This window comes from Gilliamella sp. wkB18 (assembly GCF_001690875.1).
In the GTDB taxonomy this organism is placed as follows: Bacteria; Pseudomonadota; Gammaproteobacteria; order Enterobacterales; family Orbaceae; genus Gilliamella; species Gilliamella apicola_A.
The window spans coordinates 1-20293 of sequence record NZ_LZHM01000043.1 but is presented as its reverse complement, the minus strand read 5'-3'; the positions used below and the strand labels follow the sequence as shown (position 1 = coordinate 20293).

Genomic DNA, 20293 nt, shown 5'->3' with positions numbered 1-20293 from the left:
TTATAAAAGGGAACTAAATGAGTCAATATGCACTAGTCACCGATATTGGTGGAACTAATGCCCGTTTTGCGCTATACAATTTAGCAACCAACGAGCTATCAGCCATTAAAAAAATTCTTATTTCAAAAAATGATATATTGTTAACGTTAATTAAGAATTATCTGCAAGCACAATCAGTCAATATTGAGATGGCTTGTATTGCTATTGCTTGTCCGATTGATGATGAAGATATAGTAAATATGACCAATAATAATTTGTCATTTTCTCGTTATGAATTAATGCAAGAATTGAAACTAACAAAGCTTGAAGTAATTAATGATTTTATAGCAATATCAACGTCGATTCCCAAATTACTTAAACATGATCTAGTTAAAATAGGTGGAAATGAACCGGATTTAGATTACCCAATTGCAATTTATGGCGCCGGCACTGGGCTTGGGGTATCACACTTAATTAAAGTGAATCAAAACTGGATGAGCTTGCCAGGGGAAGGTGGTCATACTGAATTACCTATGATAAATGACGATGAGGATCGAATCTTAGCAAAATTACGCAAAAGATTTGGACGTGTATCAACAGAGCGTTTTTTATCAGGTAATGGGATTGTGAATATCTATCAAGCATTATTACAAATTAATAACCAACCAATTGAAGATGTAACACCTGAAATTATAGTTAAGAAAGCTTTAGCTAAAAGTTGCTCATTAAGCTTGCAGACATTAACCTATTTCTGCACATTTATGGGACGTTTTGGCGGTAATTTAGCATTAACGCTTAATACACAAGGTGGAGTTTATATTGCTGGTGGTATTGTGCCTCGTTTCATTGAGTTTTTTAAAGCATCCCCATTCCGAGAAGCATTCGAAAACAAAGGAAGAATGTCATACTTAGTAAAAAAAATTCCTGTTTATGTCATAATACATGATAACCCAGGGTTATTTGGTGCAGGCGTTTATTTAAAAAATAGCCTCAAAAAAAATTATTAAGGATTACCTTATGATGTGGTGTTATATCTATCGAAGTTCTAAAAAAGAAAACTGTTATCTATATATTGAAAAAGAAAATAATTTTTCCACTATCCCTGATAAAATATTGTCTATTTTTGGTAAACCAGTGTTTGTAATGAAAGTTTTACTTGATGGTAAACGACGTTTTGTGGTAGGTGCTTCAGATGAGATTGAGAAAAAAATTAAAATGGATGGTTTTTTTTTACAAATGCTAAAAGAAGATGATTTTAAAGTATGATAGAGCCATTTTGGGAATCTAAAACATTAGCTCAAATGAGCGATGAAGAATGGGAACAACTTTGTGATGGTTGTGGTCAATGCTGTTTAAATAAATTAATGGACGAAGATACAAACGAAATCTTATATACTAATGTTGCTTGTAACCTGCTTGATTCTCATACTTGTCAGTGTAGACATTATCATAAACGATTTGATTATGAGCCGGATTGTATTAAGTTGACTCGTGAAAATCTTTTAACTATTGAATGGTTACCATTGACCTGTTCATATCGCTACTTTTCTAAAAATGGAAGATTACCAGAATGGCATCCGCTTATTATTGGTAATAAAAAACTTATGCATAAACTAAAAATATCAGTTAGAAACCGTATTGTTTATGAAAAAGATGTAATTTGTTGGGAAGATCATATAATCTAAAAAATAAAAAAGGAGCAGTTGCTCCATTTTTACCTAATGTTTTCATAAACCGCTTTACAGAATAATCCACAAATAACCAAAAAGATCGAATGCAAACATATTTAATAGCATAAGAATAAAAACAATGATCATAAAAGAAATGTCAATCATACCTATCGGCGGAACTATCCGACGAATTGGGGCGATTAAAGGTTCTGTTAGTTGAGAAAGTAGATCATCAGCATCTGAATGCCCTCGACTAACCCAACTTAGAATTGCTCGAAATAGTAACAGCCAAAATAAAAGGTGCCCAACTGCATGTAATATTGCCGGAAAAGCAAATAGCAAATAACTTATATCCCAAAATGGAAAACTTATTAAACTATAGCTGCAAACAAATATTACTTTTAATAATGCAAATAGATACAAAAGTCCCCATGTTGCAGTATCTAATCGTCCAATTGATGGAATAATTTTTCGTAGTGGACCTAAAATAGGTTGAGTGATTTTAACAATAAATTGAGTAAAAGGATTGTAAAAGTTGACTCTAGTTTGCTGCATCCATAAACGCAAAATTAAAATATAAAGGCAAACGGTTAAAACTGTTTTTCCCAGAAAGAAAAGCGATGTCATTTAAAATTCCTCAAAATAAGATATTTAAGTAATATATTATAAATATTGCCTTTCGCCAAATATAGCCCTACCAATGCGAACCATCGTACTACCAGCAACAATAGCTGCTTTAATGTCATTGCTCATTCCCATTGACAAGGTATCCATAAATGGATAATTAACCTGTAATACTTTTAAAAGCTGTTTCATTTGAGTAAAAACACTTAATTGTTTCTTAAAATCATTTTCGATTTCCGGAATAGCCATTAAGCCGCGTAATTTTAGATTTGGAAGGGTAATTATTTGATTTACTAAATCAGCAGCTTCTTCAGGTGTAACTCCTGATTTGCTTGATTCTTGACTGATATTGATTTGAATCAATACATTTAATTTAGGCATATCTGGTGGGCGTTGCTCGCTTAAGCGCTGAGCGATTTTAAAACGATCAATTGTATGCATCCAATCAAAGTATTGAGCAACTAGTTTACTTTTATTCGATTGTAATGGACCAATAAAATGCCAAGTTAATGGTATTTCAGGCATGTTCTGCTTAAAATGCTTAATTTTTTCAATACCTTCTTGAACATAATTTTCACCAAATGAAACTTGCCCCGCTTTTATTGCTTCTGTAATTTGTGCTACTGATTTAGTTTTACTGACTGCAATAAGCTCAATATCCTTGGGATCTCTATCACATAGCGAGGCAATTTTTTTTATTTCATTTTTAATGGCAATTAAATTGTCATATACGGTATTCATATTAATTTCCAAATGATGATTAATAGGTAAAATATAATGCTAAACTCATTATTAGCACTTAGTGTAACTCAAAATGCTTCAGATTTGCATCTTTCAAGTGGCGAAAAGCCATGTATTCGCATTAATGGACAATTGCACTTTTTATCTCATGAAAAATTAGTATCCTCGGTATTAAAAAATGAGTTGCTTAGTTTACTTGACGAGTCTCAAAAAAAAGGATTACAACAGCATGGGCAAATTGATATAGCTTATCAAACTAACGAAATAGGGCGGTTCAGAGCAAATATTTTTTATCAGCAGCGTGGTATTTCTGCCGTATTCCGTATTATTAATCAGCGGATACCCAGTTTATCTGAGCTTGCTGCACCTGATATTTTACCTCAATTAACAAAAACAGAAAATGGTATTATCTTGATAACAGGTGCAACAGGAAGTGGTAAATCCACTACATTGGCAGCATTAGTTCAACATATTAACGCAACCGATGCTAAACATATTATTACACTAGAAGATCCTATAGAATTTATTTATCAAAATGATAAATCACTAATTCAACAACGAGAACTTACTCATTTCAATGTTGTAATAGAAAGTATTTTAAAGCAAGATCCAGATATTATATTGCTTGGTGAACTACGCAATAGACAAGCAATACATGCAGCTCTAACACTAGCAGAAACAGGCCATTTAGTTTTTGCTACCTTACATACACAATCTGCCATAAAAAGTATTAATCGTATTATTGGTGTGTTTGATAAAGACTCACGTGATTTTATTCGAGCAAGGTTATCCAATAGTTTAAAAGCGATTATCAGTCAAAAATTAGTTTTAGAGAATAGTAATCGTAAAGCATTGTTTGAAATACTAATTAATACACCTGCTGTAAGTCATCTTATTTACGAAGGAAAGATTAATCAGATATTCTCGTTGATGCAGACTGGTCAACAATATGGGATGCAAATCATGAAAGAGAATTGAGAATGACGCTTAACATAATAAAGTAAAAAATTAAGACAGATAAAGAAAACAATAAAGAATTAACACCAAAATCATTAACAAAATAACTTTTAAAGTTCTTATAAAAAAATACGTTATACTATTACACAGGTACATATAAAACTTAAAGAGGCCATAAAAATGGAACAACGCATTGGATTTATTGGATTAGGTAATATGGGAAATGCAATATTACAAGGTATCTTAGCTAGTGGTATTGTACATGGAAAACAACTTTACGTTTATGATACACATCCAGAAAAAGGGGATAACCTTAATCGCTCTTATATGATTAATAATTTATATTCTGCTAAAAGTGTAGCAAGGGAGTCCGATATTGTTATTGTTGCGGTGAAGCCAAATGTCATAATGGATGTATTAAATGATATTCAAAAAGAATTGAAAAAAAATACGATTATTATTTCTGTGGCTGCTGGCGTTAGTATTAAAGCTATCGCTAAAAGTGTTGGCTATGAACAAAAAATTATCCGAGTGATGCCAAATACACCAGCATTAGTCAATGCCGCAATGTGTTCTATTACACCTAATACTGAAGTATCAGAAGATGAATTAGCCATTGTTCAAAATTTATTTAATTGTATTGGCGAAACAGAGATCGTACCTGAATATTTAATTGACGCCATTGTAGGAGCAAGCGGCTCATCTCCAGCTTTTGTATTTATGTTTATTGAAGCGTTGGCAGATGGGGCTGTAAAGGGCGGGCTGTCTAGAAAACAAGCCTACAAATTTGCGGCTCAAACGGTTATGGGATCAGCAAAAATGTTACTTGAAACAAAAAAACATCCCGGTGAGCTAAAAGATATGGTATGTTCGCCTGCTGGTACAACTATTGAAGGTGTGCAAATGCTTGAAAAAAAAGGATTTCGTTCTGCTGTGATCGATGCAGTAGAAATAACTATTAATAAATCCAAATTTCTTAGTAAAGAATAAAAATTCTAAACTTTATATTATTCTCTCACTATGGAAAATCTTATCCCGGAGAATAATGTAAAGTTTTTGTCTATTGTACCAATAAAGAAAAACTATATAAACATTTCTTGCATTAACCCGCAATATATGAGTTAATAGTTAACAGCATATAACGTGCAGATTTATTTAGTAACATCTTGATATAAGCAGTTTGTAGTTTACTTTCTATTTACATTAGTAACATTAGTATTAGTTCTCTTCAGTTTCGCTTTTCAGTGTTTATAAGCAGTCCGAGTTTTATGTTTTTTTAAGTTAGCCTTAATCGGCTTAAATTTTATTTTTAATAGGAAGATTATTATGTCTAAGAAAACTGGTCAAGTAAAATGGTTCAATGAAAGTAAAGGTTATGGTTTTATTTCCCCAGCAGACGGCAGTAAAGATGTATTTGTGCATTTTTCTGCAATCGCAGGTGAAGGATTTAAAACTTTAGGTGAAGGCCAACAAGTTGAATTCTCTATCCAAGATAGTGAACGAGGTCCATCTGCAGCAGACGTTAGAGTAATGTAATTACTTGCCCCCTCTTTTATCTTATCAGCATGTGAATATGCTGATAAGATGCCTTCTAAAATTGTTTTTGAATTGTATTATTTCCATCTTTTAATTCGTTTATTTTGCCAATATTGTTGTATTTGAAAAATTGCTATTATAATTTCAAATTTCAATATTTAACTAATTCTTAATATTATCAAAATAATAATCTAAATTCCTGTAATGAAAAATAACGTAAGAAAAAATTATTATTGTCAGTCATTTTATTAGATTTATCTTCAGTTGCTATGGCTGAATTATCATAAGCAGTAAAGTATCTTTCGATAAAGTGGATAAAGTTGCTAAAGCTATTCCAGTGAAGTGAGGCAGCTACAAAACAGAAAACAGATATGATGAAAAAAGGCTTAAAAGATACAAAAAGTAACTTTCTCAAATGCCAAAAGATAATCAAGAGTTTGGTTGCAAACAAGGTTTAAATGCTCTAAAACAGCTTGAAGCAATGTCTCCTCGATTAAAAAATAATATGTTATTACAACACTTAAATCAATATTAGTTTAGGCTTCTAAAATTCCATGGAGCTATAGGGTTTTTATCTTTCCAAAGTCCTATCTTGTTTTTTCTAGCTTTATATTCTAATTCGACCATTTTTTTGTTATTAGCAATGCCTTTATATCGGTAAGCCCATGCATACCCGTTTTTAACCATTTTCATATTAATGTTAGTGCCATTATAAAAAATAGTTCCTAACGTTCTTTTATAGATATCTTTTTTATTTTCTTTAACAAAAACAGTTTTGCCAGAAATAAGCGAAGCTAGATATTTTTTCGAAATATTTCCATAAGCTTGTTGACGTTCTGGAGCGTCAATATCAAGTAATCGCACTCGAACTGTTCTTTTTTTGGGGACTAAAATCTCAATGGTATCACCATCAATAACTTTGATGACTCTACCTTTAAAATCTGCAAATGCTAAAGAAGTTAATGAGCTGACGAGAATTAAAAAAATAAGAAATTGTTTTAATAAAAACATTATTATCACATATTGGATCAATAATTAAAGAATTTAGTTATCATATTGTCTTAACTATAACTAAAAATGAAAACACAGAAATCATTAAAAATTAACACGATAAAAATAATTATAAATTGAAAGATTGTTATCAACAATAAAATTTATTTTTATAACTATTTAGAAAAGCACCTAATTTCAGTCTCACTATAAACAAATAGTAAGACTGATTATAAAACACAAAGTTAAATTAAAATTCACTCGTATCTTTGAAAAGACCAACTTTAAGATCGGTTGCTTCGTAAATCAATTTATCATCAACATAAACTTCGCCGTCACCGATCCCCATAATTAATTTACGATTAATAACACGTTTGAAATGAATTTTATAGATTACTTTTTTATTTTTTGGAAGAATTTGACCTTTTAATTTCAATTCTCCAACGCCAAGCGCACGGCCTTTACCTTTTCCACCTAACCATCCTAAATAAAACCCGACTAATTGCCACAAAGCATCAAGTCCTAAACAACCTGGCATAACAGGATCATTCTTAAAATGGCACTTAAAAAACCATAAGTCGGGGTTAATATCAAATTCTGCTTCAATATAGCCTTTGCCAAAATTACCACCTTCTTCATTCATTTCAATAATACGATCCATCATAAGCATTAAATCAGATGGCAATGGTGGACCATCATGACCAAATAATTCACTATTTCCTGATTTAATCAAGTCTGATTTATCATATGAAGATTTACGTTCAAATATCATAAAAAAACCTTTTATCTGTTGTTATTACTACATGATTATCAAATTAATAATCATCAAGAGTCGGTAAAAACTCTAAGGCTAAATAAATTTTCCCATTAGACAATTAACAAAATACGGCTAAAGTTTATTGGGTATTAAGATTTTTTGCAATATCTTTGCCATTTACTTAGCCAACCATCCTTTTTTTTATCCTGCATTAGCATAGATTGCATACGAGCATGAATAAGTTTATACAGATTAATATTATTATCATCTTTATAAGCAATACCTGTAATTAATTGGAGAGTTTCGGCGACATGATCAACGGTATGAATTGAAAATTTATTTTGCTCAATAGCCTCAACTATTTCATCACTTAAGCATAAGTGACGTTGATTATTTGCAGGTATAATGACTCCTTGCTGCCCGTTTAAACCTTGATGTTTACAAACTGTAAAAAAACCTTCTATTTTTTCATTAACGCCACCAACCGATTGTACATTACCGAATTGATCAACTGAACCTGTAACGGCTAATTGTTGATCGATAGGCATGCCAGATAATGCGCTCATAATTGCACAGAGTGCTGCAAGTGATGCGCTATCTCCATCAACCTCACCATAAGACTGCTCAAACACTAACGATATTGAAAAAGGTAATTGATGATTAATTGCAAATTCAGACATAATAAATGCTTGTATAATCATCATGCCTTTTGTATGAATATTCCCAGCAAGATCAGTTTTACGCTCAATATCAATTAATTCACCATCTCCATAATGAATCAAACAACTTAATCGATTTGGTTCACCAATTGCTATTGGATATCCAGGATATTCAATAACTGATAAGCCATTTATTTGCCCTACTACATACCCTTTAGTTTTAATCATTATTTGATTGCTAAAGATTTCTTCATAGATTCGCTCCTTTAAATAATCCTCACGCCAAGATTTTTCTTTAACTGATTGATTAATAGAATATTCATTAATCATGTTATCTTGACCAAAATACGAGGCATTAACTAGCATTGAATGAATCCAATCGACAGAAAATGGTAAATAATATTGATCTCCCGTATGTCGTATAGCCTCTCGATAAATTTTACTAAAAGCAGATGAATCAATTATTGGTAAATTTTGTTTATTGGCGATGAATTTTACATAATCCAACCACGATTCAACTTGTGTTGATGATTTTATATGTAGTTCATTTTCAAATTCAGTATAAATTACAGAAGTATAAAACTCAGGTTCAAACTCCTGCAATTCAGCCATACTTAACCTATCGCCAACTAAAATAATACGTAAATCAAGTGGCATTGGCGGAATAGATAATGGTAACGGATGAGCTTCATCTGTTGAAACCCATTCAAACTTTTGTTTTATAACCATTTGCTTTAATTGTGACCATAGATTGGGTTGGCTAAGTAGGGAACGCATACCTAAAATTAAACCCCCGCCATTGGCTTGATGAACAAGTCCTGATTGTAATCTCATTGTGCTATTTTCAGGTTGTCTAACACAGCCAAACAGCTTTTCTACATCAGCATAAATTGCTGATAAACAGCTATCTTGGGAGGCAAAATTATCTTGCTTACTTTTAGCTTTTGACAATGTAATTTTATTGTCACCAAAAAAATAACTATAACCAAGAGTAGTAGGTGATAAATTTAGCTTAACTGCTTGCTTGAGCAAGTCAAAAAACAGCTCGCTTTCAGGAGCTTTAAGCAGCATAAATCTTGGAGTATAATTAGTTTTCTTATTTGGACATAACATTGATAATGCAGATGCAACACGTGGTTGCCAAGCCAGCAAATTATTTAATTCAACTATTGCTGATTCTTCTGTTACATTGTTTTTATTAGTAAGCTCAATAACATGAGCTAAATCAGGTTGGGTCTGATGCGCTTTAAGTTGTGTAATGGCCAAAATTATAGCCTTATTAGTTAGCTAAATTAATCGGCAAATTATAGCAAGTATCACCATTAACGCCAACAAATTACCCCAACATTTATGCTAACAAATAAAAAAATTACAGAAAGATTTTCCAAAATCAGGTAAACTATAGAACAAAATATAGTATTTATTTCTTTATTATCAACGATTAAATATGCTTAAACTCAAAAATAATCATCTTAAAGATGACCATTCCTCACAAATTGTTAGTTGGGGGCACTGGTTCACATTGTTTAATGTTTTTGTTGCTATTGCTCTGGGAAGTCAATATTTAATCATCGCAGATTGGCCACGAACTTTTATGGGGAGGCTATATGCCATTATTAGCGCAATTGGGCATTTTAGTTTTTTAACATTTATTACTTATTTAATTGTGCTTTTCCCATTAAGTTTTTTTATACATTCTTCTCGCTGGCAACGAATAATAGCAACGACCATAGCGACATTAGGCATCTCATTATTATTAATTGATATTGAGATCTTTTCACACTTTAGAATGCATCTTAATTTATCAATTTGGCAATTATTTACTTCACAAAAAGCGACCTTTTTAAGTCCTGCTTTTATCATTATTCCATTTATTTTATTGGTTGAAATATTATTCGCATTATGGAGTTGGAAAAAACTAAGAAGCCTAAGTAAACGCAAACGTTATGCCAAACCAGTGGTAATTATATTTATTCTCTGTTTTGTTTCCTCACATTTTATTCACATTTGGGCAGATGCAAATTTTTATCGACCAATAACCATGCAACGATCAAGTTTACCATTATCATATCCATTGACGGCTCGCCATTTTCTTGAACGCTATGGTTTTATGGAAGAAAATGACTACCGTACGCGTGTTAGTCAAGTTGGCAATCCTTTCGCCATCGCAATAGAATATCCACTTGAACGTATAACGTATGATGACAAACAAAACAAAAAAAATATATTGATTATTATTATTGATGGTTGGAATAATTACTTACTTACTCATAATATGCCATGGTTAAAACAATTTGCTAGTGAGAATATCGAGTTTGTAAATCATTATGATGCAAGTAACCAATCTAATATTAATAAGTTCTCGCTTTTTTATGGCTTAGATCCAAACTATTATAATAGTATTTTAGCAAGTCATAGAACTTCAATTTTATTTGATACAGTAATCAATCAACATTATAGTTTAGGATTATTTTCGTATGATGGGTTTGCTGAACCTTTATATCGTTCGGCTTTACTATCTAATTTTTCGATACCTGAACCGAAAAAACAATCCAATAAACAAATCACCGATCATTGGCTGGTATGGTATGATGAGCAAAACAGAATTCATAATCATGCACCATTATTTTCGGTTATACAGTACTCTCTTGGTGTAAAAAACAAAAATTTATCTGTTAGTATGCTAGAATCAGAAGCGAAAAAATTGGATCAATATCTAGAATCACTCATTGTTTACCTAAAATCGACTAATACCTTTGACAATACGGTGATTATTATTACTGGTACAAACGATATTAAAATAGATACCGCTCAGAAATTAGTATTGCGTAATGACGATAAAGACTACAGCCGAGCATCTTTAAAAGTGCCATTAATCATGTCATGGCCAAATAAAAACAGTACAAACATAAGCAATATTACATCACAAACAGATATAATGCGTACATTAATGCAAGATGCTCTTCATGTTACCACATCACCACCACAATATAGCCAAGGTAACAATTTATTTAATAACAAGAAACGAGAATGGATTATTGCCGGTAATGATAATGAAATTGCTGCACTTTATAGTGATAAAACCATTATTCTTGATGCATTTGGTCGCTCTAAAATTTATAACCTTAATGGAAAAGTACAAAAAGGCGAAAAAATTAGCTTACCTATATTTTTACAAATTGTGACTGAAAATCGTCGATTCATGGTGGTTGATAACTAAATAATTAATTGAAAAAATAAATGATGATTTTTTCATAGTTTTTAATTTTCATCAGTGCTATTAGTGACATTAGGCTGTATTTAGTTATATAAGGAAAAATAATTAAAAGTTACCTAAAATAATGCATAAAAAATTTATTATATTTAGTGCACTGTTTTAATTATATACTATTTTAAAAAGATAAAGCATAGATAAAATTAAAAGCTAATATTATCTATGCCAATGGTTTAAAGCTATTATTATGGTAAATGATAATAGCTAATGTCTGTTGTAAATAAATGCTACTTTACCTCTTTACCCATTGCTTGTAAGTCCGCATGATAAGAGGAACGAACAAAAGGTCCACAAGCAGCATGTGTAAATCCCATCTCTAATGCTATCTGTTTTAATTCATCAAATTCTTGCGGTGAAACATAACGTTCAACAGGTAAATGATATTTACTTGGTTGTAGATACTGCCCAAGGGTAAGCATAGTAACACCATGGCTACGTAAATCTTTTAAAACCTGAATTAATTCTTCATTGGTTTCGCCAAGTCCAACCATTAATCCTGATTTTGTAGGAATTTCAGGATGTCGTTCTTTAAATGCTGCCAGTAATTTAAGTGATCCTTCATAGTTAGCGCCAGGGCGGATTCTCTTATATAATCGAGGTATATTTTCTAAATTATGATTAAAAACATCAGGTGGATTATCACTTAAGACATCAATTGCTTCATCAATACAACCACGGAAATCAGGTGTTAACGTTTCGACTTTGATACTAGGGTTTAAAGCACGGATTTTTTGTGTACAAGAAGAAAAATGACTAGCGCCACCATCTTTTAAATCATCCCTATCTACAGAAGTAATAACAACATAGCGCAACTTCATTTCTTGGATAGTTTTAGCTAGTTTTATTGGCTCATCTTGATCTGGTGGTAATGGACGACCATGTGCAACATCACAAAATGGACAACGGCGAGTACAGATATCTCCCAAAATCATAAAAGTGGCTGTACCATGGTTAAAGCATTCTGCTAAATTAGGGCAAGAGGCTTCTTCGCAAACTGAATGCAACCCATGTTTACGCATGGTATTTTTGATATGTGCAATATTATCAGAGTGAGCAGATAATTTAATTCGCATCCATTCAGGTTTTTTTAGAGGTGCAGAATCTTCTAATGTTATTGTTGGAATTAAGCGTGTTTTATCAGCATCGCGATATTTCGAGCTTCTGATTATTGTTTCATTATTTTGCATAATTGGTATCTTAATACTTAGGTAGATAATTAATAAAATTATCGGTTAATAGTTGTTTTATTTCATTATAATCAATGTTTGAAACATAGTCTTTTAATTGTGTCATTTGTAACCCAGCATAACCACAAGGATTAATGTTATTAAAGGGAGCAAGATCCATATCAATATTTAATGCCAGCCCGTGTAGAGTACAACCCCGGTTTATATGCAAACCAAGGGAACAAATTTTTTTATGATTAATGTACACACCAGGGGCATCTGTTTTGGTGTAAGCTATAATACCATAATGCGCTAAAGTTTGAATGACACTATTTTCTAAAAAGCTTACCATATTGCGAATGCCAATCTTACGTCTTTTTAAATCAATTAGAGTATACATGATCTGTTGACCGGGTGCATGATAAGTAATTTGACCACCGCGATCAGTTTGAATAACTGGAATATTTGTATGATTTAGTAAATGTTCAGCTTTACCCACTTTACCTTGGGTAAATACAGGCTTATGTTCTACTAACCAAATTTCATCAAGTGTTTTTTCATTACGATTTTGTGTAAATTCATGCATAGCTTGATAAGTTTGCATATAAGGAACAATATGTAAATCTTTAATGATAACATTATTAATGCTCATGGTATTGCTTATTGATATTAACAAAAAATTTATAAATATATATCAGATTTTACTACAATTTGACAACTTGTAGATGATTTCGATATAGACATTGTATCTTTTTTTTTGTATTTATTCATTAGTAAAATTTGGTTTTTATCAAATAACTAACACTGTATTAAATATTATCATTGAAATGGTTGATTAATTTGATAGGAATTAACATTCTTTTCTAAACCTTGGTTTGCTTTACTTTTTTCTTGAAAATGGCAGACTGATATTAATAAAGTTCCGTAATGCAGGCTTCTAGCTTATAAAGTTTCATAGCTTTAGTCATAGCTAAGGATAGCAAATACTGCATTTTTATAAACAAAAAAGAGGTTTTTATATGTCGGACATGCAAATGAATGATATCGATCCCGTCGAAACACGAGATTGGCTACAAAGTGTTGAGTCAATTATCCGTGAAGAAGGAATCGAACGTGCGCAGTATATTATTGAACAAATAGTCAATAAGGCGAGAGATGGAGGTGTACCGTTACTTTTTGGTTCTTCAACAAGTAATTATATAAATACTATTCCAGTAGAAGAACAACCTGCTTATCCTGGCGATTGGGAAATAGAAAGACGCATTCGTTCAATTGTTCGTTGGAATGCCATTATGATGGTACTAAGGGCATCAAAGAAAGATCTGGAACTTGGTGGTCATATGGCATCATTCCAATCAGCGGCTACATTTTATGAAGTTTGTTTTAATCATTTTTTCCGAGCACGCAATGAAAAAGATGGCGGCGATTTAATTTATTTCCAAGGGCATATTTCACCTGGGGTTTATTCGAGAGCATTTATTGAAGGTCGTTTAACTGAAGAACAATTAGATAATTTCCGCCAAGAAGTACATGGTAAAGGGTTACCTTCTTACCCACATCCTAAACTACTCCCAGAATTCTGGCAATTCCCAACAGTATCAATGGGGCTTGGTCCTATTAGTGCAATTTACCAAGCACGTTTTTTAAAATATTTAGAAAATCGTGGACTAAAAGATACCTCTGAACAAACTGTTTATGCTTTCTTAGGTGATGGTGAAATGGATGAACCAGAATCAAAAGGGGCAATCACCGTTGCAACGCGTGAAAAACTCGATAATTTAGTGTTTGTTATCAACTGTAATTTACAACGTTTAGATGGTCCAGTAACGGGTAATGGTAAAATCATCAATGAATTAGAAGGTGTTTTTGGTGGTGCCGGTTGGAATGTTATTAAAGTTCTTTGGGGTGATCGTTGGGATAAATTATTACAAAAGGATAAATCAGGTAAATTAATTCGCTTAATGAATGAAACGCTAGATGGTGATTATCAAACATTAAAATCTAAAGATGGCGCTTATGTTCGTGAGCATTTCTTTGGCAAATATCCTGAAACTGCAGAATTAGTTAAAGATATGTCTGATGAAGAAATCTTTAGATTAAACCGTGGTGGTCAAGATCCAGCTAAAATGTTCGCTGCATTCCAACGAGCAAAAGAAACGAAAGATCGTCCAACAGTTATTCTTGCTCACACCATTAAAGGTTATGGAATGGGAGCTGCAGCTGAAGCAAAAAATATTGCACACCAAGTGAAAAAAATGAATATGGATGGCGTGCGTCATGTTCGTGATTTCTTCAATATTCCAGTAACAGATGAAGCACTTGAAAAATTACCATACATCAAATTTGAAGAACATACTCCAGAATACAAGTATATCCATGAGCGTCGTAATGCATTACATGGTTACGTTCCATCGCGATTAACTAAGTTCTCTGGTACTGTTTCTATTCCACCACTAAGTGAATTCTCTTCATTACTTGAAGCACAATCAAAAGAAATATCAACCACAATTGCGTTTGTCCGAGCACTTAACATTATGCTGAAGGATAAAGAATTAGCACCACGATTAGTACCAATTCTAGCTGACGAAGCTCGTACTTTTGGTATGGAAGGCTTATTCCGTCAAATTGGTATTTATAATCCACATGGTCAAAAATACACGCCACAAGATAGAGAGCAAGTAGCTTATTATCGTGAAGATGAAAAAGGGCAAATCCTACAGGAAGGAATTAACGAATGTGGTGCAACGGCATCATGGTTAGCTGCTGCAACATCATATAGCACTAATGATTTCCCAATGATTCCTTTCTACATTTACTATTCAATGTTTGGATTCCAACGTATTGGCGATTTAATGTGGGCAGCAGGTGATCAACAAGCACGTGGATTTATGATTGGTGGCACATCAGGTCGTACAACATTAAATGGTGAAGGCTTACAACATCAAGATGGTCATAGCCATATTCAATCATTAACCATCCCTAATTGTATCTCATATGATCCAGCTTATGCTTATGAAGTTGCGGTAATCATGCAAGATGGTTTACGTCGTATGTATGGTGAACAAGAAAATGTTTATTACTACATTACAACACTTAATGAAAATTATGCACAACCTGCAATGCCCGAAGGTGCAGAAGAAGGCATTCGTCGTGGTATTTATAAACTAGATACCGTTGAAGGTCAAAAAGGCAAACCAACAGTACAGTTATTAGGTTCTGGTTCAATTTTACGTCATGTACGTGAAGCAGCTGATATTTTAGCGAAAAACTATGGTATTAGCTCTGAAGTTTATAGTGTAACATCCTTTACAGAGCTTGCTCGTGATGGACAAGATTGTGAACGTTACAATATGTTACACCCAAGCGAAGCACCTAAAGTTCCTTATGTTGCTCAAATTATGAATAATAATCCAGCAGTGGTTTCAACTGATTACATGAAAATCTTTGCTGAGCAAATTCGTGGATTTGTTCCTGCTGAAAGTTACCGAGTACTTGGCACAGATGGTTTTGGTCGAAGTGACAGCCGTGAAAATTTACGTCATCATTTTGAAGTTGATGCATCTTATGTTGTTGTTGCTGCATTGGGTGAACTTGCTAAACGCGGTGATATTGACGCAAGTGTTGTTGAAGACGCGATCAAAAAGTTCGAGATCAATGCTGATAAACTTAACCCACGAATTGCATAAGAGGTTGTCATAATGAGTATTCAAATTAAATTACCTGATATCGGCGGTGATGAAGTCGAAGTAACCGAAATTCTGGTTAACGTTGGTGATAAAGTTGAGGCAGAACAGTCAATTATGACTGTTGAAGGCGACAAAGCCTCAATGGAAATCCCTGCTCCACAAGCGGGTATTGTCAAATCCATTTCAGTAAAAATTGGTGATAAAGTCAAAACTGGCGTGGATATTATGGTTTTTGATGAACAGGGTAGCGCAGCATCGGCAGCGCCTGCTCCAGTACAAGAAGCGCCAAAATCTGAAGTAGCAGCAGTGACAGCTGCAGCTAGTCAAATTGTTGATGTTAATGTACCTGATATCGGCGGCGACGAAGTTGAAGTGACCGAAATCTTGGTAAAAGTGGGTGACACAATATCTGTTGACGATTCATTAATTACTGTTGAGGGTGATAAAGCGTCAATGGAAGTACCAGCAACCATTGCAGGTACAGTTAAAAGCATCACGGTAAAAGTAGGCGATAAAGTAAAAACTGGTTCCAAAATTATGGAATTTGAAACCACAACCAATGCAGCGCCAGCTACCCAAACAACGCTAGCAGCTTCAACACCTGTTGCTGAAAAAGCCGCACCTGCACCTACACCAGTACCTGCAGCAGTAAAATCAGCGCCTGTATCATCGAGCAATGAATTTATTGAAAATGATGCTTATGCGCACGCAACACCTTCAGTACGCCGTTTAGCGCGTGAATTTGGTGTAAACCTAGCTAAAGTTACCGCAACAGGACCTAAAAACCGTATTTTACGTGAAGACATTCAAACTTACGTTAAAAATGCAGTTAAGCAAGTTGAAAGTGGTGCAGCTGGTGGCGCATTGCCAGGTTTATTACCATGGCCGAAAGTTGATTTTAGTAAATTTGGTGAAATTGAAAGCTTACCATTAACTAAAATTCAAAAAGTCTCAGGAGCCAATTTACACCGTAACTGGGTAATGATTCCGCATGTGACAGAATTTGATGAAACGGATATTACTGATTTAGAAGCATTCCGTAAGCAACAAAATGCAGAAGCAGATAAGAAAAAACTTGATCTTAAGATCACGCCACTTGTGTTTATCATGAAAGCGGTGGCCAGTGCATTAACAGCGTATCCACGCTTTAATAGCTCATTATCTGAAGATGCCCAAACCTTAATTATCAAAAAATACATTAATATTGGTGTTGCTGTTGATACACCAAATGGTCTTGTTGTACCAGTGTTTAAAGATGTTGATAAAAAGGGTATTGTTGAACTTTCTCGTGAGCTTGCAGCAATTTCTAAAAAAGCGCGAGAAGGTAAATTGACAGGTAGCGATATGCAAGGTGGGTGTTTCACTATTTCTAGCCTTGGCGGCATCGGTACGACCTCGTTTACACCAATTGTTAATGCACCAGAAGTGGGTATTTTAGGTGTATCTCGCTCTAGCATGAAACCAGTTTGGAATGGCAAAGAGTTTACACCGCGTCTAATGTTACCTTTATCATTATCATTCGATCACCGAGTGATTGATGGGGCGGATGGTGCCCGTTTCTTAAGCCATATTGTTAACGTCTTATCCGACTTACGTCGTTTAGTGATGTAATTAAGGAGATCAAATTATGAGTCAAGATGTTAAAACACAAGTTGTGGTTTTAGGGGCTGGACCAGCGGGTTATTCCGCTGCGTTCCGTGCAGCCGACCTTGGACTAGAAGTAACCCTTGTTGAACGTTATTCAACGCTTGGTGGTGTTTGTTTAAATGTAGGCTGTATTCCATCAAAAGCATTACTTCATGTTGCTAAAGTAATGGATGAAGCAAAATCATTAACCGAACATGGTATCCATTTTGGTACACCTAGACTTGAATTAGACAAAGTGCGCGGTTGGAAAGAAAAAGTCATTAGTCAACTGACTAATGGACTAGCTGGTATGGCCAAAATGCGCAAAGTTAATGTTATTCAAGGTGAAGCACAGTTTACCGGTAGTCATACAATGGAGGTGACTTCATCAAAAGGAATCACTAAGATCACCTTTGATAATGCGATTATTGCAGCGGGCTCTCGTCCAATCAAGTTGCCTTTTATTCCACATGATGATCCGCGTATTTGGGATTCTACAGATGCCTTAGCGCTAACCACCATTCCTAAAAAATTATTATTAATGGGTGGCGGAATTATAGGTCTTGAAATGGGAACTGTATACCATGCACTTGGTTCAGAAGTTGATGTTGTTGAAATGTTTGACCAAGTGATCCCGGCTGCAGATAAAGATGTAATTAAAGTCTTTACTAAACAGATCCAAAAGAAATTCACGTTACGATTGGAAACTAAAGTTACTACCGTTGAAGCAAAACATGATGCAATTTATGTCACCATGGAAAAGAAAGACGGAACTACCGAAACCCATACTTATGATGCGGTATTAGTAGCAATTGGCCGTACACCAAATGGTAAATTAATTAGTGCCGAAAAAGCAGGCGTTAATGTTACTGACCGTGGATTTATCGAAGTGGATAAACAAATGCGCACCAACGTACCACACATTTATGCCATTGGTGATATTGTGGGGCAACCAATGCTTGCGCACAAAGGCGTACATGAAGGGCATGTAGCAGCAGAAGTTATTGCTGGTAAAAAACACTTCTTTGATCCAAAAACCATTCCTTCTATCGCTTACACAGAACCGGAAGTTGCCTGGGTAGGTTTAACTGAAAAAGAAGCGAAAGAAAAAGGTATTGATTATGAAGTATCAATTTTCCCATGGGCAGCCTCAGGACGAGCCATCGCTTCTGATTGTTCTGAAGGAATGACAAAACTGATCTTCAATAAAGCAGATAATCGCTTATTAGGTGGTGCAGTTGTTGGGGTCAATGGTGGTGAATTGCTTGGCGAAATCACTTTAGCCGTTGAAATGGGCTGTGATGCAGAAGATATTGCCTTAACCATTCATGCTCACCCAACTTTGCATGAATCGATCGGCTTAGCTTCTGAAATTTATGAAGGTTCAGTTACCGATTTACCTAATGCTAAAGCGATAAAGAAATAAAAAATTAATATTAGTTATTCTTTTTTTATTCATGTTTAAATACCGTTAGCTATACTAACGGTATTTTTATTTTTAAAATTCTATTTAGTCATTATAGTTTTATTATTAATAATTCTACATACAGAATATATAGTGTTTTTTTAAAATATAATTCATTGCATTAAAAGGCGTTAATAAAAATTAACCGATTAAAAATAGACTTCTTTGTGAATTTCATAATTAATTTTGTAAATTTTGTTAATAAAATTTTGTTTTTTTGACCATTAATCTATATCATTTCAGAGCATAATTATAATGTAATAACAATTAATTGATTTATCTAAGTAATGATAGTTTATGAACAGACTGCCGTTTTAAAAAAATCAGAATGGTAAAATATGGACTTATTTTATGTGTGATGGTAAATCACAATTGAAATAGACATTAAAAGCAGTTCGACTAATGCAATAATTAGATAGAATGGAATAAAAAGGATAAAAAATGGCAAAAGATTTAAATCCAATCATCCATCAAGTGGGTAAAACGTTAATCAGCGGATTATCAAACACCGAAAACCACAACCGTTACACACTAACCATTGATGAACTCAGCGCTCCTATATCGGTGTTAAACGTCAAAGGCGAAGAGGCCTTAAACCAGCTGTGGCATTACACCATTACTTTTACCAGTGCCAATAAAACCCTATCTACCGATGCTTTTTTAAACCAACCGGCTACTTTCTCTTTTAATTCTGTTGTAAGCGATGCGCTCAGTTCTGCAATCCGTGCCTTGGGTGATTTTACCAATGATAAAAGCACCCGCAAGGTTTATGGCATTATCACCGAGTTTAGCCAACTATCGGTGAATAAAGAAGAAGCGCATTATCAAGTGGCCTTATCGCCACGACTGGCTAGACTAACGTTAAACCGCAACTGTGCCATATTCCAGAACCAAAGCGTAGTAAGCGTGGTTGAACAAATACTTAGAAGCCACGGACTTAATGGCATAGACTACCGCCTTGAACTTAAAGAGCACTACCCAGCCAGGGAATTTATTACCCAATGGCAAGAAAGCGATTTTGAATTTATCCAACGCTTAATGGCGGATGTGGGTATCTGGTTTCGCTTTGAAAGCCATGCCGAGCACGACTGCGACGTAATGGTGATAAGCGATTACGAACAAGGTTATGACCAAGTTGCTCATATTAATTACAAATTACCCAG

19 protein-coding genes are annotated in these 20293 nt (G+C 33.9%); 12 read left to right on the top strand and 7 right to left on the bottom strand.

Going from position 1 to position 20293, the window contains the following annotated elements:
* Positions 1-17: 17 nt before the first annotated feature.
* The 3 genes from glk to A9G48_RS03810 are packed head-to-tail and all read left to right on the top strand — an operon-like array spanning position 18 to position 1664.
* Complete coding sequence (gene glk / locus A9G48_RS03820) at positions 18-986, top strand: glucokinase (protein ID WP_034943133.1); 969 nt, start codon at positions 18-20, stop codon at positions 984-986.
* A gap of 13 nt (positions 987-999) precedes the next feature.
* Positions 1000-1245: a YcgL domain-containing protein gene (locus A9G48_RS03815; protein WP_034944539.1), complete on the top strand. Its 246-nt coding sequence runs from the start codon at positions 1000-1002 to the stop codon at positions 1243-1245.
* On the top strand, positions 1242-1664 hold the full coding sequence (locus A9G48_RS03810; RefSeq protein ID WP_034943131.1) for a YcgN family cysteine cluster protein: 423 nt from the start codon (positions 1242-1244) through the stop codon (positions 1662-1664). The genes A9G48_RS03815 and A9G48_RS03810 overlap by 4 nt, the downstream gene beginning before the upstream one ends.
* Positions 1665-1718: 54 nt before the next feature.
* Here A9G48_RS03810 and A9G48_RS03805 read toward each other — a convergent pair whose 3' ends face one another.
* Positions 1719-2276, bottom strand: coding sequence for a YggT family protein (locus tag A9G48_RS03805; protein WP_034943130.1), 558 nt, complete (start codon positions 2274-2276; stop codon positions 1719-1721).
* Positions 2277-2312: 36 nt separating this feature from the next.
* Positions 2313-3014 (bottom strand): YggS family pyridoxal phosphate-dependent enzyme, encoded by a 702-nt coding sequence (locus A9G48_RS03800; RefSeq protein WP_034943129.1) that lies wholly within the window; start codon positions 3012-3014, stop codon positions 2313-2315.
* A gap of 36 nt (positions 3015-3050) precedes the next feature.
* On the opposite strand from A9G48_RS03800, the gene A9G48_RS03795 reads away from it, so the two are divergent.
* The 4 genes from A9G48_RS03795 to A9G48_RS12015 all read left to right on the top strand — a co-directional run bounded on the left by A9G48_RS03795 (position 3051) and on the right by A9G48_RS12015 (position 6042).
* Complete coding sequence (locus A9G48_RS03795; RefSeq protein ID WP_081299235.1) at positions 3051-3992, top strand: type IV pilus twitching motility protein PilT; 942 nt, start codon at positions 3051-3053, stop codon at positions 3990-3992.
* A 159-nt stretch (positions 3993-4151) separates the two neighbouring features.
* Positions 4152-4961 (top strand): pyrroline-5-carboxylate reductase, encoded by an 810-nt coding sequence (gene proC, locus A9G48_RS03790; RefSeq protein ID WP_034943127.1) that lies wholly within the window; start codon positions 4152-4154, stop codon positions 4959-4961.
* Positions 4962-5297: 336 nt separating this feature from the next.
* Positions 5298-5507, top strand: coding sequence for a transcription antiterminator/RNA stability regulator CspE (cspE, locus tag A9G48_RS03785; RefSeq protein ID WP_034943126.1), 210 nt, complete (start codon positions 5298-5300; stop codon positions 5505-5507).
* 415 nt (positions 5508-5922) lie between these two features.
* Complete coding sequence (locus A9G48_RS12015; RefSeq protein WP_162174508.1) at positions 5923-6042, top strand: DUF5339 domain-containing protein; 120 nt, start codon at positions 5923-5925, stop codon at positions 6040-6042.
* On the opposite strand, the gene A9G48_RS03780 is transcribed toward A9G48_RS12015, so the two are convergent.
* The 3 genes from A9G48_RS03780 to A9G48_RS03770 form a co-directional block, all read right to left on the bottom strand.
* Positions 6039-6518 (bottom strand): thermonuclease family protein, encoded by a 480-nt coding sequence (locus A9G48_RS03780; protein ID WP_034943125.1) that lies wholly within the window; start codon positions 6516-6518, stop codon positions 6039-6041. The genes A9G48_RS12015 and A9G48_RS03780 overlap by 4 nt on opposite strands.
* Positions 6519-6747: 229 nt before the next feature.
* Positions 6748-7269 (bottom strand): bifunctional 3-hydroxydecanoyl-ACP dehydratase/trans-2-decenoyl-ACP isomerase, encoded by a 522-nt coding sequence (gene fabA, locus A9G48_RS03775; RefSeq protein ID WP_218055655.1) that lies wholly within the window; start codon positions 7267-7269, stop codon positions 6748-6750.
* Positions 7270-7403: 134 nt separating this feature from the next.
* Positions 7404-9179 carry an AAA family ATPase gene (locus tag A9G48_RS03770; protein ID WP_081299234.1) on the bottom strand — a complete coding sequence of 592 codons (1776 nt, stop codon included), beginning with the start codon at positions 9177-9179 and terminating at the stop codon, positions 7404-7406.
* Positions 9180-9360: 181 nt separating this feature from the next.
* Here A9G48_RS03770 and A9G48_RS03765 point away from each other — a divergent pair, with 181 nt between their 5' ends.
* Entirely contained in the window at positions 9361-11133 is a 1773-nt protein-coding gene (locus A9G48_RS03765; protein ID WP_065575804.1) for a DUF3413 domain-containing protein, read from the top strand.
* A gap of 281 nt (positions 11134-11414) precedes the next feature.
* Here the strand turns inward: A9G48_RS03765 and lipA are convergent, their stop codons facing one another.
* On the bottom strand, positions 11415-12374 hold the full coding sequence (lipA, locus tag A9G48_RS03760; RefSeq protein ID WP_034943124.1) for a lipoyl synthase: 960 nt from the start codon (positions 12372-12374) through the stop codon (positions 11415-11417).
* A 10-nt stretch (positions 12375-12384) separates the two neighbouring features.
* Entirely contained in the window at positions 12385-13005 is a 621-nt protein-coding gene (gene lipB / locus A9G48_RS03755; protein WP_034943123.1) for a lipoyl(octanoyl) transferase LipB, read from the bottom strand.
* 367 nt (positions 13006-13372) lie between these two features.
* Here lipB and aceE point away from each other — a divergent pair, with 367 nt between their 5' ends.
* From aceE to A9G48_RS03735, 4 genes are all read left to right on the top strand, one after another.
* Positions 13373-16039 carry a pyruvate dehydrogenase (acetyl-transferring), homodimeric type gene (gene aceE, locus A9G48_RS03750; RefSeq protein WP_034943122.1) on the top strand — a complete coding sequence of 889 codons (2667 nt, stop codon included), beginning with the start codon at positions 13373-13375 and terminating at the stop codon, positions 16037-16039.
* Between the two features lie 12 nt (positions 16040-16051).
* On the top strand, positions 16052-17650 hold the full coding sequence (aceF, locus tag A9G48_RS03745) for a pyruvate dehydrogenase complex dihydrolipoyllysine-residue acetyltransferase (RefSeq protein ID WP_034943121.1): 1599 nt from the start codon (positions 16052-16054) through the stop codon (positions 17648-17650).
* 16 nt (positions 17651-17666) lie between these two features.
* The gene (gene lpdA, locus A9G48_RS03740; protein WP_065568725.1) at positions 17667-19091 is read left to right on the top strand and encodes a dihydrolipoyl dehydrogenase; all 1425 of its coding nucleotides are present in this window, start codon (positions 17667-17669) and stop codon (positions 19089-19091) included.
* A gap of 480 nt (positions 19092-19571) precedes the next feature.
* The coding region (locus tag A9G48_RS03735) for a type VI secretion system Vgr family protein (RefSeq protein WP_141672954.1) at positions 19572-20293 on the top strand (722 nt) is incomplete at its 3' end.